General features: G+C 74.4%; 27 protein-coding genes and 1 pseudogene. 13 read left to right on the forward strand and 15 right to left on the reverse strand.

What is annotated here, in order from left to right; genetic code table 11:
- Positions 1-31: 31 nt before the first annotated feature.
- Both DQ244_RS02025 and DQ244_RS02030 read right to left on the reverse strand, forming a co-directional pair.
- Positions 32-1717, reverse strand: a complete 1686-nt coding sequence (locus tag DQ244_RS02025) for a DNA repair helicase XPB (protein WP_113809803.1) — start codon at positions 1715-1717, stop codon at positions 32-34.
- 98 nt (positions 1718-1815) lie between these two features.
- Positions 1816-2271 carry a PaaI family thioesterase gene (locus tag DQ244_RS02030; RefSeq protein ID WP_199580106.1) on the reverse strand — a complete coding sequence of 152 codons (456 nt, stop codon included), beginning with the start codon at positions 2269-2271 and terminating at the stop codon, positions 1816-1818.
- A gap of 39 nt (positions 2272-2310) precedes the next feature.
- Between DQ244_RS02030 and DQ244_RS02035 the strand changes: the two genes are divergently transcribed.
- Complete coding sequence (locus DQ244_RS02035) at positions 2311-2811, forward strand: DUF1648 domain-containing protein (RefSeq protein WP_113809805.1); 501 nt, start codon at positions 2311-2313, stop codon at positions 2809-2811.
- Here DQ244_RS02035 and DQ244_RS02040 read toward each other — a convergent pair.
- Together DQ244_RS02040 and DQ244_RS02045 are read right to left on the reverse strand one after the other, a co-directional pair.
- On the reverse strand, positions 2753-3094 hold the full coding sequence (locus DQ244_RS02040) for a DUF1905 domain-containing protein (protein WP_113809806.1): 342 nt from the start codon (positions 3092-3094) through the stop codon (positions 2753-2755). The genes DQ244_RS02035 and DQ244_RS02040 overlap by 59 nt on opposite strands.
- 49 nt (positions 3095-3143) lie before the next feature.
- Complete coding sequence (locus DQ244_RS02045; RefSeq protein ID WP_113809807.1) at positions 3144-5399, reverse strand: helicase C-terminal domain-containing protein; 2256 nt, start codon at positions 5397-5399, stop codon at positions 3144-3146.
- Positions 5400-5452: 53 nt separating this feature from the next.
- On the opposite strand from DQ244_RS02045, the gene DQ244_RS02050 reads away from it, so the two are divergent.
- A complete protein-coding gene (locus tag DQ244_RS02050; RefSeq protein ID WP_113809808.1) occupies positions 5453-5965 on the forward strand; it encodes a hypothetical protein in 513 nt (170 codons plus the stop codon).
- Positions 5966-6081: 116 nt separating this feature from the next.
- A complete protein-coding gene (locus DQ244_RS02055; RefSeq protein ID WP_113809809.1) occupies positions 6082-6309 on the forward strand; it encodes a hypothetical protein in 228 nt (75 codons plus the stop codon).
- A 56-nt stretch (positions 6310-6365) separates the two neighbouring features.
- Here the strand turns inward: DQ244_RS02055 and DQ244_RS02060 are convergent, their stop codons facing one another.
- Complete coding sequence (locus tag DQ244_RS02060; RefSeq protein ID WP_113809810.1) at positions 6366-6695, reverse strand: hypothetical protein; 330 nt, start codon at positions 6693-6695, stop codon at positions 6366-6368.
- Between the two features lie 48 nt (positions 6696-6743).
- Positions 6744-7511, reverse strand: coding sequence for an endonuclease/exonuclease/phosphatase family protein (locus DQ244_RS02065; RefSeq protein ID WP_113810585.1), 768 nt, complete (start codon positions 7509-7511; stop codon positions 6744-6746).
- A 78-nt stretch (positions 7512-7589) separates the two neighbouring features.
- On the opposite strand from DQ244_RS02065, the gene DQ244_RS02070 reads away from it, so the two are divergent.
- Both DQ244_RS02070 and DQ244_RS19785 read left to right on the forward strand, forming a co-directional pair.
- Positions 7590-8156 carry a nucleotidyltransferase family protein gene (locus DQ244_RS02070; protein WP_113809811.1) on the forward strand — a complete coding sequence of 189 codons (567 nt, stop codon included), beginning with the start codon at positions 7590-7592 and terminating at the stop codon, positions 8154-8156.
- A 189-nt stretch (positions 8157-8345) separates the two neighbouring features.
- Positions 8346-8528, forward strand: a pseudogene (locus tag DQ244_RS19785) (cold-shock protein); the annotation flags it as partial.
- Positions 8529-8745: 217 nt separating this feature from the next.
- Here DQ244_RS19785 and DQ244_RS02080 read toward each other — a convergent pair.
- Positions 8746-9195 carry a DUF2771 domain-containing protein gene (locus DQ244_RS02080; RefSeq protein WP_233491110.1) on the reverse strand — a complete coding sequence of 150 codons (450 nt, stop codon included), beginning with the start codon at positions 9193-9195 and terminating at the stop codon, positions 8746-8748.
- Entirely contained in the window at positions 9192-10763 is a 1572-nt protein-coding gene (locus DQ244_RS02085; RefSeq protein WP_113809813.1) for an MFS transporter, read from the reverse strand. The genes DQ244_RS02080 and DQ244_RS02085 overlap by 4 nt, the downstream gene beginning before the upstream one ends.
- 98 nt (positions 10764-10861) lie before the next feature.
- Here DQ244_RS02085 and DQ244_RS02090 point away from each other — a divergent pair, with 98 nt between their 5' ends.
- On the forward strand, positions 10862-11671 hold the full coding sequence (locus DQ244_RS02090) for a DUF3027 domain-containing protein (RefSeq protein ID WP_113809814.1): 810 nt from the start codon (positions 10862-10864) through the stop codon (positions 11669-11671).
- A gap of 13 nt (positions 11672-11684) precedes the next feature.
- On the opposite strand, the gene DQ244_RS02095 is transcribed toward DQ244_RS02090, so the two are convergent.
- Positions 11685-12929 (reverse strand): HNH endonuclease signature motif containing protein, encoded by a 1245-nt coding sequence (locus DQ244_RS02095; RefSeq protein ID WP_113809815.1) that lies wholly within the window; start codon positions 12927-12929, stop codon positions 11685-11687.
- Positions 12930-13031: 102 nt separating this feature from the next.
- Positions 13032-13265, reverse strand: coding sequence for a DUF2530 domain-containing protein (locus DQ244_RS02100; RefSeq protein WP_113809816.1), 234 nt, complete (start codon positions 13263-13265; stop codon positions 13032-13034).
- A 106-nt stretch (positions 13266-13371) separates the two neighbouring features.
- On the opposite strand from DQ244_RS02100, the gene DQ244_RS02105 reads away from it, so the two are divergent.
- Genes DQ244_RS02105 through thpR form a run of 5 tightly spaced genes read left to right on the forward strand, consistent with a single transcriptional unit; the run spans position 13372 to position 17767 of the window.
- A complete protein-coding gene (locus DQ244_RS02105; protein WP_113809817.1) occupies positions 13372-14934 on the forward strand; it encodes an NCS2 family permease in 1563 nt (520 codons plus the stop codon).
- 27 nt (positions 14935-14961) lie between these two features.
- Positions 14962-15399 carry a MarR family winged helix-turn-helix transcriptional regulator gene (locus tag DQ244_RS02110; protein ID WP_113810587.1) on the forward strand — a complete coding sequence of 146 codons (438 nt, stop codon included), beginning with the start codon at positions 14962-14964 and terminating at the stop codon, positions 15397-15399.
- Positions 15396-16775 carry an MFS transporter gene (locus tag DQ244_RS02115; RefSeq protein WP_233491111.1) on the forward strand — a complete coding sequence of 460 codons (1380 nt, stop codon included), beginning with the start codon at positions 15396-15398 and terminating at the stop codon, positions 16773-16775. The genes DQ244_RS02110 and DQ244_RS02115 overlap by 4 nt, the downstream gene beginning before the upstream one ends.
- Positions 16776-16826: 51 nt before the next feature.
- Positions 16827-17213: a hypothetical protein gene (locus tag DQ244_RS19525; protein ID WP_199580255.1), complete on the forward strand. Its 387-nt coding sequence runs from the start codon at positions 16827-16829 to the stop codon at positions 17211-17213.
- A gap of 11 nt (positions 17214-17224) precedes the next feature.
- The gene (thpR, locus tag DQ244_RS02120; RefSeq protein ID WP_304556776.1) at positions 17225-17767 is read left to right on the forward strand and encodes an RNA 2',3'-cyclic phosphodiesterase; all 543 of its coding nucleotides are present in this window, start codon (positions 17225-17227) and stop codon (positions 17765-17767) included.
- Positions 17768-17791: 24 nt separating this feature from the next.
- Here the strand turns inward: thpR and DQ244_RS02125 are convergent, their stop codons facing one another.
- Positions 17792-18760 (reverse strand): aldo/keto reductase, encoded by a 969-nt coding sequence (locus DQ244_RS02125; protein ID WP_113809819.1) that lies wholly within the window; start codon positions 18758-18760, stop codon positions 17792-17794.
- A 28-nt stretch (positions 18761-18788) separates the two neighbouring features.
- On the opposite strand from DQ244_RS02125, the gene DQ244_RS02130 reads away from it, so the two are divergent.
- Both DQ244_RS02130 and DQ244_RS02135 read left to right on the forward strand, forming a co-directional pair.
- Entirely contained in the window at positions 18789-19610 is an 822-nt protein-coding gene (locus DQ244_RS02130; protein ID WP_113809820.1) for an acyl-CoA thioesterase II, read from the forward strand.
- On the forward strand, positions 19607-21157 hold the full coding sequence (locus DQ244_RS02135; RefSeq protein ID WP_113809821.1) for an APC family permease: 1551 nt from the start codon (positions 19607-19609) through the stop codon (positions 21155-21157). Before DQ244_RS02130 ends, DQ244_RS02135 begins: the two co-directional genes overlap by 4 nt.
- Positions 21158-21163: 6 nt before the next feature.
- Here the strand turns inward: DQ244_RS02135 and DQ244_RS02140 are convergent, their stop codons facing one another.
- From DQ244_RS02140 to DQ244_RS02155, 4 genes are all read right to left on the reverse strand, one after another.
- Complete coding sequence (locus DQ244_RS02140) at positions 21164-21871, reverse strand: TetR family transcriptional regulator (RefSeq protein ID WP_199580108.1); 708 nt, start codon at positions 21869-21871, stop codon at positions 21164-21166.
- Positions 21787-22560 (reverse strand): ABC transporter permease, encoded by a 774-nt coding sequence (locus DQ244_RS02145; protein WP_199580109.1) that lies wholly within the window; start codon positions 22558-22560, stop codon positions 21787-21789. Before DQ244_RS02145 ends, DQ244_RS02140 begins: the two co-directional genes overlap by 85 nt.
- Positions 22557-23279, reverse strand: a complete 723-nt coding sequence (locus DQ244_RS02150) for an ABC transporter ATP-binding protein (RefSeq protein WP_113809822.1) — start codon at positions 23277-23279, stop codon at positions 22557-22559. The genes DQ244_RS02145 and DQ244_RS02150 overlap by 4 nt, the downstream gene beginning before the upstream one ends.
- Positions 23280-23341: 62 nt before the next feature.
- Positions 23342-24322: an NAD(P)/FAD-dependent oxidoreductase gene (locus DQ244_RS02155; protein WP_233491113.1), complete on the reverse strand. Its 981-nt coding sequence runs from the start codon at positions 24320-24322 to the stop codon at positions 23342-23344.
- Positions 24323-24362 lie beyond the last annotated feature (40 nt).

The following is a 24362-nucleotide window of genomic DNA, read 5'->3' on the forward strand; positions in this document are numbered from 1 at the left end:
GATCGACCCGCAGCACCGTGCGCCGGGACGCTCAGTCGGCGGGCTCGTCCACCCAGTCCGGGCCGTTGACCTCGCCCGGTCCGGCCAGGTCGGCGGCGTCGACGATCGTGTACGCGTAACCCTGCTCGGCGAGGAACCGCTGCCGGTGGGCGGCGTACTCGCTGTCCAGGGTGTCGCGGCTGACCACGGTGTAGAAGTGCGCCTGCCGGCCGTCGGCCTTGGGGCGGAGCACCCGGCCGAGCCGCTGCGCCTCCTCCTGGCGCGACCCGAACGTGCCCGACACCTGCACGGCGACGGCGGCCTCGGGCAGGTCGATGGAGAAGTTCGCGACCTTGGAGACGACGAGCGTCTTGATCTCGCCGGTGCGGAACGCGTCGAACAGCCGCTCGCGCTCCTTGTTCGTCGTCGAGCCCTGGATGACCGGGGCGTCGAGCGCGGCACCGAGCTCCTCGAGCTGGTCGAGGTAGGCCCCGATGACGAGCTTCTGCTCGTCGGGGTGGCGCTCGAGCACGCGGCGGATCACCGGCAGCTTCGAGTGCGCGGTGGCCGCGATCCGGTACCGCTCCTCGGGCTCGGCGACGGCGTAGGTCATGCGCTCCTCGTCGTCGAGCGCGACCCGCACCTCGACGCACTCGGCCGGCGCGATGTAGCCCTGCGCCTCGATGTCCTTCCACGGCGCGTCGTAGCGCTTCGGCCCGATGAGGGAGAAGACGTCGTCCTCCCGGCCGTCCTCGCGCACCAGGGTGGCGGTGAGGCCGAGCCGGCGGCGGGACTGCAGGTCGGCGGTGAGCCGGAAGATCGGCGCGGGCAGCAGGTGCACCTCGTCGTAGACGATCAGGCCCCAGTCCTGCGCGTCGAACAGGTCCAGGTGCCGGTACTCGCCCTTCCGGCGGGTGGTGATCACCTGGTAGGTCGCGATGGTGACCGGGCGGATCTCCTTGCGCTCGCCGGAGTACTCGCCGATCTCGTCCTCGGTCAGCGTGGTGCGGGCGATGAGCTCGCGCTTCCACTGGCGGCCGGAGACGGTGTTGGTGACCAGGATCAACGTGGTCGCCTTGGCCTCGGCCATCGCCGCGGCGCCCACGAGCGTCTTGCCCGCGCCGCAGGGGAGGACGACGACGCCCGAGCCGCCGGCCCAGAAGCCCTCGACGGCCTCCTGCTGGTAGTCGCGCAGCTTCCAGTCCGCCTGCTCCAGGAAGATCGGGTGCGCCTGCCCGTCGACGTAGCCGGCGAGGTCCTCGGCCGGCCAGCCGATCTTCAGCAGCGCCTGCTTGAGCCGGCCGCGCTCCGAGGGGTGGACGACGACCGAGTCGCCGTCGATGCGGGCGCCCAGCATCGGGGCGACCTTCTTCGACCGGACGACCTCCTCCAGCACCGCGCGGTCGGTGCTGGTCAGCACCAGCCCGTGCACCGGGTTGTTGGCCAGGGTGAGCCGGCCGAAGCGGTCCATCGTGTCGGCGACGTCGACCAGCAGCGCGTGCGGTACCGGGTAGCGGGAGTAGCGGACCAGCGCGTCGACGACCTGCTCGGCGTCGTGGCCGGCGGCGCGGGCGTTCCACAGCGCGAGCGGCGTGACCCGGTAGGTGTGCACGTGCTCGGGGGAGCGCTCCAGCTCCGCGAACGGCGCGATCGCCGCGCGGCACTCACGGGCCAGCGGGTGGTCGACCTCGAGGAGCAGGGTCTTGTCCGACTGCACGATCAGGGGGCCGTCGCTCAAGGCGGAGGATCCTTCGTTCGGGGATGACGAGGCGGCAGGGCACGCGCCGGACTGTCCACGGTAACGCCGCGGGACGACGTCCCCTTCCCTCGCGCGGATCAGGTGCGGGGGCGCCAGCGCTTCCAGAGCGCCGTCGCCGCGGCCCGCGGCTTGCCGTCCCAGCGCAGCTGCACGTCCACGGTCATCTGCGCCTCGGAGGCGGCGCTGACCACCGCGAGCAGCGACACGGGCTCGGCCAGCGGCGCCGGCCGCAGGAACCGGACGTCGAGGCCGGCGGTGACGTAGGCCAGGTCGGCCCCGGGGAGGGGCGCGATGCCGCGCACCTCGGCCTCGTGCATCACGGCGGCGGCGCTGTGGCAGTCGAGCAGCGCGGAGATGATCCCGCCGTTGAGGTAGCCCAGGCCGTTGTCGTGCTCCGGCCACGGGGTGAACTGCGCGGTCACGCCGTCGTCCCCGGGGAAGCTGCGCAGCCGCAGGCCGCGCTCGTTGGCCGGCCCGCAGCCGAAGCAGGTGAGCTGCGGGGCGAGCCGTTCCTGGATGCTCGGTGACGTCACGCGGGGCAGCATGCCCGAGCCCGTCGCTAGATTCCGGGCATGACCAGCGCGTCGAGGTGGTTCGCCGGGGCGGTCGCCCTGTTCGCCGCGGCCTGGGGCTGGGCATTCGTCCGGCTCCCGGAGCGCGTGCCGACCCACTTCGGTGCCGGCGGCGAGGCCGATGCGTGGAGCAGCCGGTCCGCCGCGCTCTGGACCTTCGCCGCGCTCGGGCTGGGTACCGCGGCCCTGTTCGCGGGCCTGGTGCGGTTCCTCGAGCGGATCGGCGTCGAGCACCTCACCATCCCGAACCCCGAGCACTGGAAGCAGCCGGAGCACCTCGGCCGGCTGCGACGGCTGCTGGCCGAGGACATGTGGTGGCTCGGGGCGGCGACGCTCGTGCTGCTGGCCGTCGTCCAGGTGCTCGTCGTGCGCGCGGCCGGGATGGACGACCCCGACCTCGGCCCGGAGGGCCCGGTGCTGATCGGCCTCTACGCCGCCGTCGTCATCGCCCGGACCGTGTGGGTGGTCCGCCGCCGGTACGCGGTGCCGGGTCCAGCGTGACGACCAGCTGCACCTGCACCCGGTCCCCGGCCCGGAGCCCCTCGGCGGTCCGCACCGGCTTCTTGACCGGCAGCACGTAGGAGCGGGTCCTCGCCTCCGGGAACAGCGACGTCTGCCACGTCGTGCCCCCGATCGTGGCGGTCACCCGCACCGAGCCGAACCCGGCGCGGGCACCGGCGCCGACCTCGCGGACGTCGTCGGCCAGCTCCGGCGGCAAGGTGACGAAGTGCCACGCCATCGACCCGTCGTGCTCCCACAGGACGGCGGAGAACGTCTCGGTCACGCCGGCACCGTAGGCCGGCCTGCCGACAGGACCAGCCCGCCGGCGGCGCTCAACCGGTGGCGCCGTCCTCCTCGACCAGGGCCACCGAGGTGATCCGGTGCACCGCGAAGGTGCGGTTCTCCCCGCGGCGCTCGTCGTAGCCCTGCAGGAACCCGCCGACGAGCGACACCGGCTGCACCACCCGCTGGCTGCCGCTGCCCTGGGCGTCGACGTAGCCCAGCCACACCGGCACGCCCTCGCGGACGGCCTTCGACAGCAGCTCCAGCGTCGACGCCGTCGTCACCCCGGGGACCTGGCGCACCGCCTCCCCGCGGCGGGCGGCCAGCGCGGCGTCACCGGCGCGCACCTCCCGCACCACGGCGGCCCGCTCGTCGGTGGTCAGCGGACGGGCGGCGGGGGAGGGCTCGGTCCCGATCCGCCGGCCGGCGGCGCGCGGCCGGGCCGGCGGCCGGGTGAGGACGGCGCCGCCCGGGTTCTCCCCGGCCGGCGCGTAACCCGCCTCGCGCAGCACGGTCAGCACCTCGTCGGCACCCAGGCCGCTGACCAGCACCCCGGGCGCGAGCCGGCGCAGCTCGGCGGGAGTGGTCCGCCGGTCGCTGAGCACCTGGGAGAGCAGCCCGTGGTCGTCGGAGCGCACGTAGGACTCGATCGACCCCACCCGCAGCCGGCCGTGCTGCCGGGCGACGTCGTCGACCAGGTAGTCGAGGGCCTGCGGCACCGGCGTGCGCGAGGCCTTGGCGAAGAAGTCGTGCAGGTCCGACGCCGACCAGCCGACGTCCAGCGCCCGGCGCACGCTCGCCTCCGAGACCCGGAACACCGTCGCGCCGCCGGAGGACTCGACGTCGGCGACGACGGACAGGGTGTCGGACAGCTCGGCGACCAGCGGGCCGGGCGCGATCAGGGAGAGGTCGGGCTGGGCGAGCACGTGGTCGACCGGCGCGGGCAGCAGCCCCCGCACGCCGTCGGCGGCGCCGTCCTCCCCGGACGCCAGCAGGCCGCGCCCGCCGGTGGAGAGCGCGCCGGAGACCAGCACGCCGAGCCGGGCCGCCTCGGCCAGCATGTCCGGGACCGGCGCCAGGCGGTCCGCCCGACGGGGGGTGCGCCAGCGCAGCAGCGCGGTGAGCTCGTCGGGCGCGAGGCCGCAGCCGGCGGGCAGCTCGGCGAGCACCGCCAGCGCCGAGCGGCGGATGGCCGGCGCGGTGTGCCGCACCAGGTCGGGGGACAGGGCGTTGGCCGACTTCCCGGCGACGTCCCGCACGCCGACCAGCGAGGGCAGCCGGACGCCGTCCAGCCAGCCGCTCACGAGCACGGCCCAGCGGTCGGCGAGGTCCTGCTCCCGCCAGACGTCGTAGGCGCGGGTGGGCAGCCACTCGTCGCGGTGCGGGCCACCGACGTCGAGCAGCCCGCCGACGAAGGCGAGCTCCATCAGCCAGGCGGCGTCGGGCTCGGTCACCTTGAGCGCCTTCGCCACCCGCTTCTGGTCGCGCACGCCCACGCCGCCGCTGCGCAGCAGCCCGGCGGGCTCCTCCTCGAGCAGCGTCAGCAGCTCCGCGACGCGGCCGACCGACTCCAGGGCGGCGCCCGCGGCCTGCCGGTCCACGACCTCCGGGTCCCGGCGGGCCGGCGCGGGCTCCGGGCGGGTCCGCGGCGGCCCGTAGGGCTGGTCGCCGCGCAGCAGGACGCCGATCTCGCGGGGGAGCTCGACGTTCAGCGCGTCGATCCGGGCGAGCAGGCCGCGCTGCAGCAGCCGCCGCGCGGGGGAGGCCGCGCCGTTGCCCGGGACGTCGGGCAGGTGGCCCACCGGGCGGTCGCCGGCCAACCGCTCCAGCACGCCGCGCTCCTCGGGCGCGAGCTCGCCCAGCGCCGCCGGGAGGTCGGCGGGCAGCTGCAGGCGCAGGTCGAGGGCGCGGCGGCCCAGGCCGGCGGGGTGGCGGACCGAGCGGCGCACCGGGTCCGGGGCGTGCAGGACGTCGTCACCCCACAGCAGCGCCCGGGTGGTCAGGATCTCGACCGCGGCGGTGAGCACCTCGTCGGGCACCTCGGGGAGTGCCGCGACCAGCTCGTCGGGCGCCACGCCGTCGGTGGGGGCGAGCAGCACGACGTCGAGCACCTGGAGGGTCGCGGCGTCGAGCTCGTCGAGCGCGCGGTCCACCGAGACCGGCACCGCCAGGCGGCTGGCCAGGGCGACGACGTCGGAGGGGGCGGGGCGGGCGACGTCGGGCCGGGCCGCCAGCAACGCGCTCAACTGCTCGTCGCTGCGGGTGCGCAACCAGGCGGCGAGCGTCGCAGGGGCTTCCGTGGACATCCGCTCCACGCTACGTCGCCGCACGCGGCGGTGCGGTGCGCCAGCATGGGCGGATGCACCCCGCGAGTGAGAACCCCGCGACCCGCACCGCCCTGGCCGCCCACCAGGTGGGGGCGCTGCGCTGGCTGGGCGGTGGCGTCATCGCCGTCGTCCTCGGGGTCCTGCTCGGGGTGGCCGCCGTGTCGGTGGCCGGTGACGGGGGCGGGCGGCTGCCCGGCGCGGGCGTCGGCGTCCTCGCGCTCGTGCTGGCCGGAGCCGCCGCCGTCGTCGTCGGGGCCGGAGCCCTGCTGCGCACCCGCCGGTGGCGGCAGCGGCTGGCCGGGACGTCCTGGCGGACCGGCACGCTGCGGGTGGCCGGGCCCGCGGTCCTCTCCTTCGAGCCCTCCGGCGGCGAGGACGAGGTGCACCTGCGGCTGCTGAGCACCGCGGTCTGGCGGACCCGGGCGGTGCAGGCGCTGGACGGGGCGACCGTGCAGGCGGCCCCGCTCGGCGGCGCGGAGTGGCTGCTGACCCCCGAGGACGCGGCGACGGTCTACGGCGCGCGCACGGTCCCCCGGCGCGGCTGATCGCGATCCCGTCTCCTCCGCACGGGGCGGTGGCGTGCGGGAGCCGGGACCGACGCGCGAAGATGGACGGCGACAGCGCACCGCTCGGTGCGCACGGCACAGCACACGGAGGCGTCATGGCCAAGCGCAACGAGAAGCACGCGCACCTGGTGGAGCCCACCTGGGGCGAGTCCGAGGACGGCGGCCCGCCGCTGACCGAGCTCTCCGCGTCGGTGGCCGGCCCCCTGTCGCCGTTCGGCCAGGACCACGCCTTCCCGCTGCCGGCAGAGCACCTGCTCTACGCGCACCCCACCGACAAGCCCAACCGCGCCGGTGTGCAGCTGCCGGAGAACCGCAGGCGCTGAGGCGCCCCCTCCGGGGAGCGGTCGTCGGCGGCCCGTCCGCGGCCGCCGACGACGCCTCAGGCGTCGGCCTTCTTGGACGACCCCTCGGGCGCGAGCCGGACGATGAGCTTGGAGAGCAGGCTCCCCACCACGACCCAGATCAGCGCGGCCAGACCGGCGTTGATCGCCTCGGCGATCTTCGGGTCCGACGGCGTGAAGAGGTCCCGGGTGAACCAGCCGAAGGAGTCCCGCCAGCTCGCGGCGAAGGACACGAGGCCGTTCTCCGGGTTGGCCTCGAACAGCACGAACAGCGCGTGGACCACGATCACCCCGGCGATGACGGCGCACGCCACCCGGACGATGGTGGCGACGAGCGACAGGATGCGGGCTGTTCCGCTGGCGGCCATGCGGGAATGATGGCGTGACCGGCGCCACCGCGCGACCCGTCGGAGCACTCAGCCCGCGTCGACCTCGACCACGAGCGCCCGGTGGTCCGACAGCGGCAACCGCACGGCCTCCGCGGGCCCCGCGGCCCGCAGCTTCCCGCGGACCAGCACGTGGTCCAGCTGCCGCGTGGGACGCGGCGCGGGGAAGGTGACCGCCGAGGCGATCGGCTCCAGCCCGCTGTGCCGGGCGGCCGCCTTGCGCTGCATGTTCAGGTCGCCCATGAGCACCAGCGGCTCCGGCGTCCCCTCCAGCGAGCGGACCAGCGTGCGCAGCTGACGGCCGTTCCACCGCGGGACGAACGTCAGGTGGGTGTTGCAGACGGTGAACTGCCCGAACGGCCCGTCCAGCACGGCGGCGACGGCGACCCGCGGCTCGTCGTGGAGCAGGAAGGGCCGGCGGCTGTCCGGCGACCACAGCGGCACCCGCGCGTTCAGCGGGGCCAGGCGCACCACCCGCCAGGAGACGACGGGGTAGCGCGACAGCAGCGAGATCCCGTAGCTCGCCGACCCGGGCTGCTCCTCGCCGGTCGCGGCCATCCAGGTGCCGCCCGGGGTCCCGGAGATCGCCGCGACGAACTGGGAGTGCTCCGCGCCCATCGCCTCGGCCGCGACCGCGGTCAGATCCGCACCCATGGACCGCGGCTGGTCCCGGTCGACCTCCTGCAGGCCCAGCACGTCGGCGTCCAGGCTCTTCACCGCCGCGGCCAGCCGGTCGACGTCGACCCGGCCGTCGTCCAGCGAACGCCCGTGCAGGATGTTGAAGGTCGCGATGCGCACGACCACCCTGTGCCCCGCCGACCACCGGATCTACCCCGCACCGCGCGTGCGGACGGTGCGACCGGGTAGCGAGCCCCCGTGCAGCCCTCTCCCCGTGACCAGGTGCGTGACCTGCTCAAGCGCACCGCCGTGGCGCTCAAGCAGGGCGAGGTGCCCTTCGCGCTCTGCGGCGGGTACGCCGCCTGGGTCCGCGGCGCCCCCGAGCCCGAGCACGACGCCGACTTCCTCGTGCCCGCGGCCGAGGCCGAGCGCGCCGCCAAGGCCCTGGCCGACGCCGGCCTGCAGGTCGTCGACCCGGCGGAGGACTGGCTGCTCAAGGTGGTGCGCGACGACGTGTTCATCGACGTGCTGTGGCGCACCTGCGGCCGACCCACGGAGATCGACCTGGTCGAGCGGGCCGAGGTGCTGCCGGTCCTGTCGGTGCACATGCCGGTGCTCGACCCGACCGACATCCTCGTCACCAAGCTGATGGCCCTGGACGAGCACTACTGCAACTTCTCCCGGATGCTGCCGGTCGCCCGGGCGCTGCGGGAGCAGGTCGACTGGGTCCAGGTGGCGCGCGACGTGGCGACCAACGACTTCGCCGTCGTCTTCCTGCAGCTGCTGGGCCGGCTGGACATCGTGCCGGCCGCGGAGGTCAGCTGAGGACGACGACGCCCGCGGTCAGCGCGGTCGGAGGCGTCCGGGGTGACGGGCGCGGGGTCGGGGTAGGGACGCGCCCGAAAAGGCAGGTCCGGGCGGGAGGCGCAGGCGGTTAACCTGTGCACCGTGCGGTTCCGAGCCGCCGTCGTCACCGGCCGCAGGCCGCGTCATCGAGGAACTGAGGGATCCACCGTGCCCACCGGCAGAGTGAAGTGGTTCAACGCGGAGAAGGGCTTCGGCTTCCTCTCCCGCGAGGACGGGCCCGACGTCTTCGTGCACAAGGACGCGCTCCCGGCCGGCACGGACCTCAAGCCCGGCCAGCGGGTGGAGTTCGGCATCGTCGCCGGCCGCCGGGGCGACCAGGCGCTGCAGGTCCGGCTGCTCGACCCGCTGCCGTCGGTGTCGGCGTCGGTCGCGGCCGCCGGCCGGAAGAAGCCCGACGAGCTGGTCCCGATCATCGAGGACCTGATCAAGCTGCTCGACGACGTCTCCGAGGGGCTGCGCCACGGCCGGCACCCCGAGCGCGGTCACGCCCGCAAGGTCGCCACCGTGCTGCGCGCCGTCGCGGGAGACCTCGAGGGGTAGGGCCGGCTCAGCCGCCGGCGCGGAGGAATCCGACCGGCCAGGCGCCGGTCCACTCGCCGCAGTCGCCGCCCTTGTCCTCGACGACCACGAGGTAGAAGGCCGGCGGGACGACGTCGGAGGAGTTGATCTCGGCGAACGTCTCCGTGCCCTCGGGCACGTCGACCTCGCCGATCACCTCCTGCAGCTGGTCGTCGAACACCTGGACCTGCCAGCCGCGCTCCGCGACGGACTCGGGCACGGTGAGCGAGATGGTCGTGTCGGGGGAGACCTCGACGATCGGCGGCGTGACCTCGTACCGCTGCGGGTCGCCGCCGAGGCAGAACTGGGTGGCGCGGGCGGCGACGTCCTGGCTCCCGGCCTGCGCGCGCACCTCGCCGGGCCCCTCGGGCTCCCCGGCGCAGCCGGCCAGGGAACCGGCGAGACCGAGGGCGAGCAGGACGGGCGCGGGTCTTCTCACGACCACGACGGTCCCACCGGCGCGGTCGGTGGCTCCGCGGACCCCGTCGTCGGCGCGACCGAGCGGCCGCGGTACAGCGTCCAGAGCACCAGCCCGACGGCGACGGCGAGCAGCGCCGCGGCGACGGTGAAGCCCAGCCAGCCGGTCGGGGGGAGTGCGATGCCCAGCGCGCCGCCGACCACCCAGGCCAGCTGCAGCATCGTCTCCGAGCGCGCGAACGCCGAGGCCCGCAGCCGGTCGGGCACCTCGCGCTGGATGATCGCGTCCAGCGAGACCTTGCCGATGGCGTTGGCGACGGCGGAGATGCCGGCGACCAGCACGGCCATCCAGAAGCCGTAGAAGATCGCGGCGAGGACGGTGACGACGGTGGCCGCGGTGGCGGAGTAGAGCACCAGCGTGTCGGGTGCGGCGGAGTGCAGCCGCGAGCCGACCGCGGTGCCGGCGAAGCTGCCGATCCCCGCCGCGGCGGCCAGCGCGCCGAGCGCGAGCGTCGCCTCCCAGCCGTCGGCGAAGGTCGCCTGCACCAGGAACGCCGAGAAGATGGTGAGGAAGCCGCCCAGCCCGCGCAGGGCCGCGTTGGCCCGGAGCGCGAGGACGACGTGCGGGCTCACCTGCCGCCGCTTGCCGGGCACCCGGATCTCGGCGGTGCTGAGGACGTCGGCCGGCTCCTCGCCGGTGGGCACGTCCACGTGCCGCGGCAGCCGGAGGGCGAGCACCCCGCCGGTGACGAACACCGCGGCGGTGGCCCACAGCTCCCAGTCGAAGCCGACGGTCGCGGCGATCCCGGCAGCGAGCGCCCCCGCGACGCCGGCGGTGGCCAGCCCGAAGACCGACAGCCGGGCGTTGGCCGAGGTGAGCGACATCGCGCCGGGCAGGACGCGGGGGACCACCGCCGCGCGCAGCACGTTGTGCGCCTTGGACAGCACCAGCACGCCGAGCGCCGCCGGGTAGAGCCACAGGTCGTCGAAGTGCGCGGCCATCACCAGCGCCAGCGCGGCGCGGCCGAGGTGGCAGGCGGCGATGGCCCACCGGCGACCGCGCTGCAGCCGGTCCAGCGCGGGGCCGATGACCGGGGCGACGACGGCGAAGGGGGCCATCGTCACCAGCAGGTAGAGGGCGACGTTGCCGCGCTGGGCGTCGGTGGTCGCGGCGAAGAACAGCGTGCCGGCCAGCGAGACGGCGATCATCGCGTCGCCGGCCATGTGCAGGGCGTTGACCCAGAGCAGCTGGGTGAGCCCGCTCTCCCCGGCGCCGTCGGCCCGGCTGGCGGCGCGGACCCGACGGGCGGCGGCCACGGTGAGCTGCCGGCTGCGGGCGGCGGCCACGCGGGTGACGGTGACCTTCGGGCCACCCGGCAGCGGAGGCGCGGCGACGGGATCCGGTGTCGGGATCGCCGTGGTGGGCCGGTCGTCGCCCGGCGGCTGGGCGGCCGCCGACGGCATCGGCCGGGTCTGCGGCCGCGGGACGCCGAGCGGCGTCGTGTCCGCCCGCTCGGGTCCAGAGGCCGACCGGCGTCCGCCCAGCCGTGACCGCCGGGGCGCACCGGGCGGACGGCGAGAGGCGGACACGGGTCCATGGTGCCGCACCTGCCTGGGTGGCAGGTCCGGGCGCCGTGTCCCACCGGGAAGGACGCCGATGTCCCGTCGCCACCCCCGCGTCCGCCACAATGGGGGGCGTGTCCGAGTCCCCCGCCGCCGCCAGGCCCGCATCCGCCGTGGACTCCCCGCTGACCGCCGCGGTCGAGCCGGCCCGCGAGGCCGCCGTCGAGACGGCCGGCGACGCCACCCTCGTGGGCGAGCACCTCGGCGCCGCGCCGGAGCCCACCGCCGGTCCCGAGCTGGGCGAGGTGGTCACCCACACGTTCGCCAGCACGCTGCCCGGCTACGTCGGCTGGCACTGGGCGGTCACCCTCGCCCGCGTTCCCGGCGCCGACCGGATCACCGTCGACGAGGTGGTCCTACTACCCGGTGACCAGGCGATCCTGGCGCCGGCCTGGGTGCCGTGGCACGAGCGGCTGCGCCCCGGCGACCTGTCGGTCGGCGACGTGCTGCCCTCCACCGAGGACGACATCCGGCTGGCTCCCGCCTACACGGTGGACGACGACTCGGCCGAGGACCCCGAGGGGCGGGTCGTCGCCTCGGAGCTCGGCCTGGGCCGTGAGCGCGTGATGTCCCGCGACGGCCGGTCCGACGTCGTCGGCCGCTGGACGGCGGGGGAGTTCGGACCGTCCGCGCCCATGGCGCGGCAGGCGCCCGGCCCGTGCGCGACCTGCGGCTTCTACCTCCCGCTGGCGGGGTCGCTGCGTCAGGTGCTGGGGGCGTGCGGCAACGCGTACGCACCCGCCGACGGCCGCGTGGTCACCGCCGACTACGGCTGCGGCGCGCACAGCCAGGCGACGCTGGTCCCCACCGACGACACCGAGGTGGTCAACTCCGCGCGCTACGACACCTCGGACTTCGACGTCCTCACCGACTGACCGCGCCCCCGCGTCAGCCGGCGCGGGTGGTCACCGGTCCGGCGGTGATGCGGGGCAGCACGAGGATCTCTGATCCGTCCGGTCGCCAGGTGTGCCATCGGCCGTCGGGTGTTCGCTCGATCCGGAACCCGTGGTGCACCTTCGTGTGGTGGCGTTCGCAGAGCAGCGCCGCGTTGTCGAGGCAGGTCTCGCCGCCGTCTGCCCAGTGGATGACGTGGTGGACGTCGCACCAGTGGGCGGGGGCATCGCAGCCGGCGAAGATGCAGTGCCCGTCGCGGACCTCGACCGCCCGGCGCAGGTGGTGGGTGAACAGCCGGTGGGAGCGCCCCAGTTCCAGCGGTTGACCTTCCGGACCGACGACGATGCGGGTGACGGTGCCGTCGCAGGACAACCACCGGGCGCGGGCCGCGGAGATGGTGGCGCCGAAGCCGAGCTTCGCGGCACCGGGGCCGGTCTCGGGGTTGATCAGGTCCTCGATGGGGACGGTCACGATCACGTGCGGCTTCTGGCTGCGCAGGACCGGCAGGGTGCCTGCGGCGAGCTGGTTGTCGCAGAGCTGGACGAGGGCGTCGGCCTGCTGCTGGGCGCGGGTACGGGTGTCACCGGCCGGACGAGAGGCCTGGACGATCGACTCCAGCGCCGCCTGGAACTTCTCCCCACCGACCGCATCGAGATCTCCGCGGAAGGACAGGCTGCCGTCGGAGTGCTTCGACAGCGTGAGCGAGCGCCGGTCGGTCGGGTCGGGCTCGGACCCGTCGGGGTCGAGGCGGTCCAGGTAGTGGGCGACGGCCTTGCGCAGTTCGGGGTGGAACCGGGTGCGGGCGACGTCGGTGAGGAGCTGGTCGATCTCGGCGAGGTCCACGCCCTGGTCCTGGGCGGCTGCCACGTTCTCCGGTGCCGCCACCGGCGCGATGGCGGCGACCGCTTCGGCACCGATCGCCCCTGAGGCAAATGCCGACGCCATCGCCGGCAGCGCTTCCAGCGTCCGCCCCGTGGTGACCAGCGTGTTCGCCGCTGACGCCGAGAACCGGGTGTGCCCGCGTAGCCACGCCTTCATCGAGGCCTTGCCATCGACCTCGGCCGCCCCGGCCAGCTCGCACTGCCGCGTCGTCCTCGCCAGTTCGGCCGCCAATCGGTTCGCCGCGACGATCAGCTGCGCCTCCCGCTCCAACAACTGCGGCCCGAACATGCCCTCCAGCCGCTCGGCGGACAGCTCGTCGAGAGCCGCCTCAAGAGCCGCTGGGCTGGTCGAACACATGTACGAATCTTAGCCGACTATCACCGGATCGGCAGCATGAATCCCCAGCTCAGAGGCTTGCCCACAGATGTTCCGGGAGCCGTTGCGCAGCCCCCGGCCGCATCACGTCCGGTCGCGGGAGCGCGAGCGCGACTGGCCCTGCAGCCGCATGATCCACAGGCCCAGCAGGGCGAGCACCAGCGCGGCGACGCAGGTCCAGGTCCACATGCGGTCCACCCGGTCGCCCAGGAACAGCAGGACGACCAGCGCCACCGCCCACACCGCCATCCCGGCGAGGACGACACGGGCGGTGTCGACCTGCAGCGGGGGTGGGGCCTGCTTCCAGGGACCGGGCACAGGGGAACCCTAGATTGCGGGTGGGTCACAGGCGGACCTGACCGCCCGCGGCGTGTGGAAGGCTGTCGCCGCTCGTTGGTCGTCCGCACCGCCCCGGAGAGTCCGCATGCCCCAGAAGTCCAGCAACCCCGGCGGTGCCGGCGCCTCGAGCGCCCCCGTCGCCGACGGCGGCACCCCGGCCGACGTGTCGGCCGGCGTCGCCACCCCGCGCCGCAGCGAGGGGCCGCGGACCAAGCCGAAGAACGGGCTGGACCGGTACTTCGAGATCAGCGCCCGTCGCTCGACGATGAGCCGCGAGCTCCGCGGCGGGGTCACGACCTTCTTCACGATGGCCTACATCGTGGTGCTCAACCCGATCATCCTGACCAGCATCGCGGGCCCCGACGGCACGCCGGGTGCCGACGTCGAGGGCACGGTGCTCCCGTTCGGCTCCATCGCCGCGGTGACGGCCCTGCTCGCCGGCCTGCTGACGATCCTCATGGGCGTGGTCGGCCGCTACCCGTTCGCGCTCGCCACCGGCCTGGGCATCAACGCGCTGGTCGCCGTCTTCGCCGCCACGCAGCTGTCCTGGCCCGAGGTCATGGGCCTCGTCGTCCTCGAGGGCCTGCTGATCACCGTCCTGGTGCTCACCGGCTTCCGCAGGGCCGTGTTCGAGGCGATCCCGGCCCAGCTGAAGACGGCGATCGCCGTCGGCATCGGCTTCTTCCTCGCCATCATCGGGCTGGCCGACGCGGGCGTCATCCGGCCCGGCAACCCGCTGATCAGCTTCGGCGTCGGGGGCCAGCTGGCCGGCTGGCCGATGCTCGTCTTCGTCATCGGCCTGCTGCTCAGCAGCCTGCTGGTCGTCCGCAAGGTCAAGGGCGCCCTGCTCATCGGCATCGTGGCGACGACGGTGGTGGCGATCATCGTCGAGGCGATCGCGGAGGTCGGTCCCCGCTTCGGTCCCGACGGCGAGAACGAGCGCGGCTGGGCGCTGCAGGTGCCCGCTCTGCCCGACGACGTCGTCGGCAGCCCGGACTTCTCGCTGCTGGGCAACTTCTCGCTCTTCGGCGGCTTCGAGCGGATCGGCATCGTCGCCGCCCTGCTCATCGTCTTCTCGATCATGATCGCCGACTTCTTCGACACCGTCGGCACGGTGACCGCCGTCGGCGCCGAGGGCGGCATGCTCGACGAGAAGCGCAACCTGCCGAAGTCCCAGCCGGTCCTGCTGGTCGACTCGCTGGCCGCGGCCGCGGGTGGCGCGGGCAGCATCTCGTCGAACACGACCTACATCGAGAGCACCGCCGGGGTGGCCGACGGCGCCCGCACCGGGCTGGCCAGCGTCGTCACCGGCCTGCTGTTCCTGGTCGCGGTGTTCTTCACCCCGCTGGTCGCCGTCGTCCCCTCCGAGGCGGCCGCTCCTGCGCTGGTCATCGTCGGCGCGCTGATGATCAGCCAGATCAGGCACCTCGCCTGGGACGACATGTCGCTGGTCATCCCGGCCTTCCTGACCATCGCCCTCATGCCGTTCACGTACTCGATCACCAACGGCATCGGCGCCGGTGTCGTCAGCTTCGTGCTGCTGCGCGTGGCGGTCGGACGGCGCCGCGAGATCCACCCGCTGATGTGGGTCGTGGCCGTGATGTTCCTGGTGTACTTCGCGCTGGAGCCGCTGCAGCAGCTCTTCTGACCCGACTACTGAGTTAGGCTAATGATCGTGGGCCGCACGACGCTCGACACGGCCGCGCTCTCGCACGAGCTGCGGCTGGCCGTCATGCGGTTCTCCCGGCGGCTGCGCAACCAGCGGGTGGACACCTCGGTCACGCTCACCCACCTCGCGGCGCTGTCGACGCTCAAGCGGCACGGGCCGATGAGCCCGGGGGAGCTGGCGGCCCACGAGCGTGTGCAGCCGCCGTCGATGACCCGGGTCGTGGTCGCGCTGGAGAGCAAGGGCCTGGTCACGCGCACCCCGCACCCGACCGACGGTCGGCAGGTCGTCATCGAGCTGACGCCCGCGGCCGAGGAGATGCTCTCGGCCGAGGCGCGGGCGCGCGAGGCGTGGCTGGCCGGCCGGCTGCAGGAGCTCACCGCGGAGGAGCGCACCGTGCTGCGCGAGGCCGCCGAGATCATGGACAAGCTGGCCAGTGGTGGGTGACCTGCACGAGCACTGACCAGCAGACGGCGTCCGGGAACGGCATGTTCCGGGCGCTCCGGGTGCGCAACTACCGCCGCTACGCCTCCGCCAACCTGCTCAGCCTGACCGGCACCTGGATGCAGCGCATCGGCCAGGACTGGCTGGTCCTGCAGCTGTCCGACGACAGCGGCATCGCCCTCGGCCTGATCACGGCGCTGCAGTTCGGCCCCTCGCTGCTCCTCAGCATGTACGGCGGCGTGCTGGCCGATCGCTATCCCAAGCGCCGCCTGCTGCTGATCACCCAGGTGCTGATGGGGCTCCTCTCGCTGGTCCTGGGCATCCTGGTGGCCACCGGAGCGGTCGCCCTCTGGCACGTGTTCGTGCTGGCCGGGAGCCTGGGCGCGGTCTCCGCCGTCGACGCGCCCGTGCGCCAGGCGTTCGTCTCGGAGATGGTCGGCCCGGCGCTGCTCGCCAACGCCGTGAGCCTGAACTCGACCATCTTCAACGGGGCGCGGCTGATCGGTCCCTCGCTCGCGGGCCTGCTGATCGCGGCGGCCGGCGGTGACACCGCACCGGCGTTCTTCCTCAACGCGGTGAGCTTCGCCTTCACGATCACCGCCCTGGCCGGGATGCGCGCCGACGAGCTGGAGCCGAGCAAGCCGGTCGCGCGCGGGCGCGGGCAGCTGCGGGAGGGGCTGGCCTACACCTGGGCCCACCCGGATCTGGTGCTCGCGATGACCCTGGCCTTCGTGATCGGCACCTTCGGCTTCAACTACCAGGTCACCATCGCGCTGATGGCCCGCGAGACCTTCGACCTGGGCGCCGAGGCGTTCGGGCTGCTCTCCACGGCCTTCGCCGTCGGCTCGCTGTCCGGAGCGCTGCTCTCCACCCGGCGCAGCGTCCGGCCGCGGCAGCGCTTCCTGGTCGGCTCCGCGGTGGTGTTCGGGCTGCTGACCGTCGTCTCCGGGCTGATGCCCACCTACCTGAGCTTCGCCCTGCTGCTGGTGCCGACCGGCGCGGCCGCGCTCGTGTTCAGCGTGGCCAACAACAGCTTCGTGCAGCTCGGCGTCGACCCGCAGATGCGCGGCCGGGTGATGGCGCTCTACTTCATGTGCTTCATGGGCGGCACCCCGGTCGGGGCCCCGCTCGTGGGGTGGATCTCCGAGCACCTCGGTGCGCCGTGGGGGCTGATCCTCGGCGGGGCGGTCTGCGTCGTCGCCGGGCTCGGTGCGGCCGCGTTCCTCGCCCGGCACCGCCCCGTCGCGCTGCGGCTGCAGCGCTCACCGCTGCGCGTCCGGCTGCGGGTGGGTGCCCGCCGGGACGTGGTGCCGGCACCGGAGCTGCGCGCGGCGCAGGAGCAGATCGCCGGGAAGGCGCCGGGCCAGCAGTCGGTCTGAGCCGCGGGTACCGTCGCCTCCGCCGGTTCCCACACCCGCCCAGGGGGCGCCATGGCCACCGCGCTGGTCGAGCTCGGAGCGCTGCTGGCCGCCTTCGCCGGCATCGTGGCCGGGGCGGGGCCTGCCGCCCGCCGGCTGTCCGCGTGGTCGGCCCGCCGCCGCGCCGTGCGGCACCCCGTGCCCACCAGCCGCCCGCTCGAGGACGTCGCCGCCGACCTGCGCCGGCTCGGGCGCTCGGTGGCGTTCGCCCCCGCCGGGGCACCGATGGCCCGGCGCCGCGCGGTGCAGGCGGCCTACGACGACGTGCTGATCGAGGCCGCCGCGATCCTCGGCGTGCCCACCCGGCTCGCGGTCGTACCCGAGGGGCGCCCCCGCGACGTCGAGCGGCTCCGGGTGGTCGCCGCCCTGCGCGCCGCCGGGCTCCAGGTGCCGGCCTGAGCACCCGCCGGCTGTTCTTCGCGGTCGTCCCGCCCGAGGAGGCGCGGCAGCACCTGGGCGAGGCGCTGACCCCGCTGCGCGACCTGCCCGGCGCTCCGCGGTGGGGCAGGCGGGAGCGCTGGCACCTGACGCTGCTCTTCCTCGCCGAGGTGCCCGAGGAGCTCGTGCCCGAGCTGGTCGCCGCGGCCGGACCGGCCGTGTCCGCGGCACCGCCGATGGTCCTGCGGCTGGCCGGCAGCGGGCGGTTCGGCTCGGCCCGCCGCCCCCAGGTCGCCTGGGCCGGCATCGACGGCGACGTCGCCCCGCTGGACGAGCTGGCCGGCCGGCTGGCCCGGGCCGCGCGGGAGTTCGGGCTGCCGGGGGAGAACCGTGCCTTCCAGCCGCACCTGACCCTCGGCCGCTGGAAGCCCGGGCGCCCCGCCGACGCCACGCTGACCGACCGGCTCGCCGGCTACCGCGGACCCGCGTGGCCGGTGACGGAGGTGCAGCTGCTGGAGAGCCGGCTGGGCGGCAGGGCCCCCTACGAGGTCGTGACCTCCTGGCCCGTCACCTAGGGCCAAAATGGCCATCTTGGCCCCTCACCAGGCGTACTCCACGGGTGCGGGCCGGTAGCCGGGGAAGATCTCGTCGAGCCGGGTCAGCGTGGCGTCGTCCAGCTCGATCTCCAGCGCCCGGAAGCCGCCCTCGAGCTGCTCCATCGTGCGCGGCCCGACGATCGGCGCGGTCACGGCCGGCTGGTGCAGCAGCCAGGCCAGCCCGACGTCGGCCGGCGCGTGCCCGAGCTCCCGGCACAGCGCCTCCCAGGCCTCCAGCGCCGTCCGGTGCTGCTCCACCCGCTTCTGCTGCCGGTCCTCGGTGCGCCGGGTGCCCTCTCCCTTCTCCAGGACGCCGGCGAGCAGGCCGCCGGCCAGCGGGCTCCACGGCAGGATGCCGACGCCGGAGTGCTGCGCGGCGGGGAGCACCTCCAGCTCCACGTGCCGGGTGAGCAGGTTGTAGTGCGACTGCTCGCTGACCAGCCCGGTGAAGTTGCGCCGGGCGGCGACCGCGTTGCCCTCGACGATCTGCCAGGCGGCGTGGTTGGAGGACCCGACGTAGAGCACCTTGCCCTGGGCCACGAGCGTCTCGCAGGCCTGCCAGATCTCGTCCCACGGCGTCTCGAGGTCGACGTGGTGGAACTGGTACAGGTCGATCCAGTCGGTGCCCATGCGGCGCAGCGATCCCTCGCAGGCGCGGACGATGTTGCGGGCCGACAGGAAGGTGTCGTTGGGCCAGTCCGACATCCCGCCGTAGACCTTGGTGGCCAGCACGGTCTTGTCCCGGCGGTCGCCGCCCTGGGCGAACCAGCTGCCGAGGACCTCCTCGGTGCGCCCCTTGCCGGCGTCGAAGCCGTAGACGTTCGCCGTGTCGAAGAAGTTCACGCCGTCGGCCAGCGCCCGGTCCATGATCGCGTGCGAGTCGGCCTCCTCGGTCTTCCAGCCGAAGTTCATGGTCCCCAGGCAGAGCCGGGAGACGGTCAGGCCGCTGCTTCCGAGGTGCGTGTACTCCATGGAATCCCACCCTGGCACCCTGTGCGCCGTGCCGCAGAACGATCAGCAGAGCGCCTTCGACCTCGCCACCGCCGTCCGCCGTGCCGAGGGGCCGGCGCTGCTGGCCGACCTCGACCCCACCTGGGACGTCGGCAACGGCATCCTCAACGGCGGTTACCTGCTCTCGGTGGCCGGACGCGCCGCGGTGCTGGAGAGCCCGCACGAGCACCCGGTCGCGATGTCGGCCAGCTACCTGCGCGCCGGTGCCGGCGGCCCCGCGACGCTCGAGGTGACGCCGGGCCCGGCCGGGCGCACCCTCGCGCACTCGCTGGTCACGCTCGCCGACGACGGCGGCCCGCTCATCACCGTGCAGGCGACGACGGCGACGCTCACCGACGCGGCGTCGGAGTACTCGGTGCCGATGCCCGAGGTGCCCGGCCCGGACGAGTGCCTCGACATGGCGGCCAACGCGCACCTCGCCGCGGTGCCGATCACGCTGCCCGGCATCACCCAGCACGTGCACAGCCGGCTCGACCCGGCGACGGCTATGTGGGCGCTCGGGCAGCCCTCGGAGGAGCCGGTGCTGCGCGCCTGGGTGCGGCTGGCCGACGGGCGCCCGGCGGACCCGGTGTCGCTGCTGCTGTTCGCCGACGTCCTGCCGCCGACCAGCTTCGCCACCGGCAAGATGGGCTGGGCGCCGACGGTGCAGCTGCAGGTGCTCGTGCGGGGGCTGCCCGCGCCGGGCTGGTGCCTGGTCGAGGCCCGGGCGAGCGAGATCGCCGGCGGCTGGACCGACGAGGACTACCGGATCTGGGACTCCACCGGCCGCCTGGTCGCGCAGAGCCGGCAGCTCGCCCGGACCGCCCGATGAGCGCCGGAGTGGTCCCGGACCGTCAGCACGAGGGCGATCCCCTCGCCGGCTTCGGGTACCGCCAGCAGCTGGACCGCAGCCTCGGCCGGTTCGCCAGCTTCGCGGCCGGCGTCAGCTACATCTCGATCCTCACCGGCACGTTCCAGCTCTTCTACTTCGGCTTCGGCGCCGGGGGGCCGGCCTACGTCTGGTCCTGGCCGATGGTCTTCGTCGGCCAGCTCATGGTCGCGCTGTGCTTCGCCGAGCTGGCGGCGCGCTACCCCGTCGCGGGCTCGCTCTACAACTGGACGAAGCGCCTGGGCAACCGCACCACCGCCTGGATGGCCGGCTGGATGATGCTGACGGCGTCGATCGTGACGCTGTCGGCGACCGTGCTGGCCTACCAGATCACGCTGCCGCAGCTCTGGTCCGGCTTCCAGGTCGTCGGCGACGGCACCGGCCCGTACGACTACGCGGTCAACGCCGTGATCCTGGGCAGCGCGCTGATCGTCTTCACCACGCTGGTGAACGTCTTCGGCGTGAAGCTCATGGCGCGGATCAACAGCACCGGCGTGTTCATCGAGCTCGTCGCCGCGGTGCTCATCATCGTGCTGCTCGCGGTCAACGCGAACCGCGGACCCGACGTCGTCCTCGACACGGCGGGTGCGGGGCAGGGCCAGGACCTGGGCTACCTGGGGGCCTTCCTGATCGCGGCCCTGGCGTCGGGCTACGTGATGTACGGGTTCGACACCGCCAGCTCCCTGGGGGAGGAGACCGTCGACGCCCGCAGGACCGCGCCCCGGGCGATCATCCGGGCCATCACCGCCTCGTTCGTCCTCGGTGGCCTGATCCTGCTGTTCGGCCTCATGGCGGCCGAGGACATCCGGGACCCGCAGCTCTCCTCGAGCACCGGCGGGCTGCAGCACGTGCTGCTGCAGGCGGCGGGCAGCGGCATCGGCCGGATCTTCCTGCTGGCGATCGTCGTCGCGATCACCGTCTGCTGCCTGGCGGTGCACACGGCCACGATCCGCATGATGTTCGGGATGGCCCGGGACAACAACCTGCCCGGCTCGTCGCGGCTGGCCAGGGTGCACCCGCGGTTCAAGACCCCCGTCGTGCCCGCCGTCGTCATCGGGCTGTTCTCGATCGGCATCCTGCTGATCAACATCCGGCAGCCGCAGATCTTCACGGTCATCACGAGCATCGCCGTCGTGATGATCTACCTGGCCTACCTGCTGGTCACGGTGCCGATGCTGATCAGCCGGCTCCGCGGCCGCTGGCCCGCACCCGAGGAGAGCGCCGGGCGCGCGCACTTCTCGCTCGGCCGCTGGGGGCTGCCGGTCAACGTGCTGGCGGTGCTCTGGGGCGCCGGGATGGCGATCAACCTCGGCTGGCCGCGGCGGGAGGTCTACAACGCCACCGAGCCCTACCACTGGTACCTGCAGTGGGGCGCGGCCCTCTTCATCGGCGCGATCGCGCTCGTCGGCCTGGCGTACTACCGGCTGCGCCAGCGGCACCGCACCGGCGTCCTGCCCGACCACGCAGCGGCCGTCCCCGCCGAGGCGTGACCGGGGTCAGCCCGCCGACGGCGGCCGGACGTCGCCGGTGAGGTAGCGCTGCACCGTGGGCCCGATGTGCGCGACGAGCCACTCCGGCGTCGCCGTGGCGAGCGGGTCGACCTGCAGCACGTAGCGGCCCATGACCAGGCCGATGAGCTGGGAGGCCACGAGGGCGCCGCGCGCCTCCCGCTCGGGTGCCGGCAGGTCGAGGGTGCCGACGACGCGGCGCAGCACCTGGGTGACCAGGAACTCGCGCAGCAGCTTCGCCGTCCACTCGTTGCCCACGGCCGACCGCACCAGCGCCAGCGCCGCCGGCTGCATCGGGCCGTCCCACACCCGCAGCAGCAACCGCACGACGTTGCGGCCGAGGTCGTCGGGACCCCCGGCCAGCACCTCCGGGAGCAGCTCCGCGGGGTCGGCGGGGGCCTGGATCGCGGCCAGGAACAGCTTGTCCTTGCTGCCGAAGTAGTGGTGGACCAGCGCCGGGTCCACGCCGGCGGCGGTGGCGATCGAGCGGATCGTGGCGCCGTCGAACCCGCGCTCGGCGAACGTCTCGCGGGCAGCGGTCAGGACGGCGTCCCGGGTGTCCGGGCTCCCGGGACGCCGCCCGGTCCGCCGTCGCGGCTGCTCGGCAGTGCTCAGTCGGTCCTCCTCCGCAGGGTCGCCGCCGCCAGCGCGAGGGCGAGCGGGGCGGCGCCGGCGACGACGCCGACGTCGGTCCACATCGTGCCCGTCGCCTCCGCCGAGCGCCCGACCTCCCGCAGGGCGTCGACCGCGTAGGTCAGGGGGAGCGCGTCGCTGATCGCCTGCAGCCAGCCGGCCATCTGCTCGCGCGGCACGAGCAGTCCGCACAGGAAGAACTGCGGCAGCACGATCACCGGCATGAACTGGACGGCCTGGAACTCGCTGCGGGCGAAGGCGCTGGCCAGCAGCCCCAGCGCGACGCCCAGCACCGCGTCGACGACGGCGATGAGCACCACCAGCCAGACCGATCCCGCGACGTCCAGGTCGTACAGCGTGGTGGCCACCGTGACCGTGACGACCGCCTGCAGGGCCGCCGCGAGCCCGAAGGCGAGGCCGTAGCCGAGCAGCAGGTCCAGCCGGGACAGCGGGGTGGTGAGCAGCCGCTCGAGCGTGCCGGAGGTGCGCTCCCGCAGCATCGCGATGCTGGTGACCAGGAACATCACGACGAAGGGGAAGACGCCGAGCATCGTCAGGCCGACCCGGTCGAAGGTGCCGGGCTGACCGGGGACCGCGGGCAGGTCCTCCCACAGCAGGTGCAGCAGCCCCAGCAGCAGGCTCGGCAGCACGAGCAGCATCGCGACGGTGCGGTGGTCGTGCCGGAGCTGGCGCAGCACCCGCACCGCCGTCGTGGTGGTCAGCCGCGGGCTCAGGTGCGTCGTGGTGCTCATCGGACCGCCTCCCGCCCGGACGCGCGGACGACGTTCAGGAACGCCTCCTCGAGGTCGTCGGACCGGCCGTCGGCGCGCAGCTCCGCCGGCGTGGTGTCGGCCAGCAGGGCGCCCTCGCGCAGGAGCAGCAGCCGGTCGCACCGCGCGGCCTCGTCCATCACGTGGCTGGACACGAGCAGCGTCGTCCCGGCGCGGGCCAGGGCGTGGAACCGTTCCCAGAGCTCCACCCGCAGCACCGGGTCCAGTCCCACGGTCGGCTCGTCGAGCACCAGCACCTCCGGCTCGCCGACCAGGGCGCAGGCGAGGGAGGCGCGGCCGCGCTGGCCGCCGGAGAGGTCGCCGACCAGCCGGCCCGCGGCGTCGCCCAGGCCCACGTCGGCGACGGCCGCGTCGGCCTCGCGGGAGCTCCTCCCGTACAAGGCCGCGAAGTAGCGGGCGTTCTCCCGGACGGTGAGGTCGGCGTAGACGCTGGGCGCCTGCGTCACGTAGCCCACGCGGTGCCGCAGACCGGGGGAGCCGGCCGGGGCGCCGAGGACGGTCACCGAGCCCGAGGTCACCCGCTGCACGCCGACGACGGCCCGCATCAGCGTGCTCTTGCCGCTACCGCTCGGTCCCAGGAGCCCCGTCACCTGGCCGGCGGGGACGGTGAAGGTCAGCCCCGGGAGCACCCGGCGCCTCCCGCGATCGACGACGAGATCGGTGACGGCGACGGCGTCCATGACGCGCTCCTCGCAACTCAACGGGCGATGAACTCAACGCTAGGTGAGTTCGTCGCCCGCCGTCAACGGGGTCGTTGGTCCCGGACCGCCTCGGCCAGGGCCCGGCCGAGCGCGGCGCCGGATGCCCAGGCGCTCTCCACCCGCGACGGGGCGTGCCACCCGTCGCCGCACAGGCCGATGCCGTCGACCAGCCCGAACTGCTCCTCGCGCGGCGCCGCTGGCTTGGCGAAGGACCAGCGGTGCACCGCCGTCCATCCGGGGTCGGCGTCGATGCCGAGCACCGACCGGACGGCGTCCACCACCGCGGGGACGGCGGCGTCCGGATCGTCCAGGTGCCGCGCCGCCACCTCGGGCGTCGTGTGGGCCACGAGCACCGGTGCGCCGTCGCCCCGCCGGTCGCCGTCGTCGGCGATCCACTCCAGCACGGGCGAGTCGTGCACGAAGGCACCGTGCAGGTCGGCCGGCCACCGGCGCCCGGACCAGCCGAGGACGACGGCCAGCACCGGGCGCCACTGCTCGGCGGCGGCCTCGCGGGCCAGGGCGCTCGCCGAGTCGAGCAGGCGGGCGGCCTGGGGGCCGGGCATGGCCAGCGCCACCGCGGGCACGGGGATGCCGTCCACGACCGGCCCCGGTGCCACCTCGCGCACGGCGACCGAGGAGGAGACCGGCAGGCCGGTCGCGAGGTCCTCGACGAGGCTGCGCAGCCCGGCGGGTGCTCCGTAGCGCAGCGGGCCGGTGGTCGTCCGCCGGAGACCGTCCGGCCCTGCGACGGCGAAGGTGGCCGTCCAGGGCCGGGCGAGGCCCCGGTCGACCCAGTCGGCGACCACGGCGGCGAAGGGCGTGCCGGCACGGGCGGTGAGGTAGGAGGCGCCGAGGTCGACCGGGCGGTCGTGCATCGAGCGCGAGCTCATCCGGCCGCCGGGCCGGCGTCCCCTGTCGAGCACGCGGACGTCGATGCCGCCCGCGGCCACGGCTCGGGCGCAGGAGATCCCGGCGATGCCGGCCCCCACCACGGTCACGGGGGCGTCCACCGGGTCGGTCACCGCTCGATACTGCGGGCTCGCACCGCTGCGCGCCCGCTCG

Origin of the sequence: Blastococcus sp. TBT05-19, from assembly GCF_003319095.1 — a bacterium.
Lineage (GTDB): Bacteria > Actinomycetota > Actinomycetes > Mycobacteriales > Geodermatophilaceae > Blastococcus.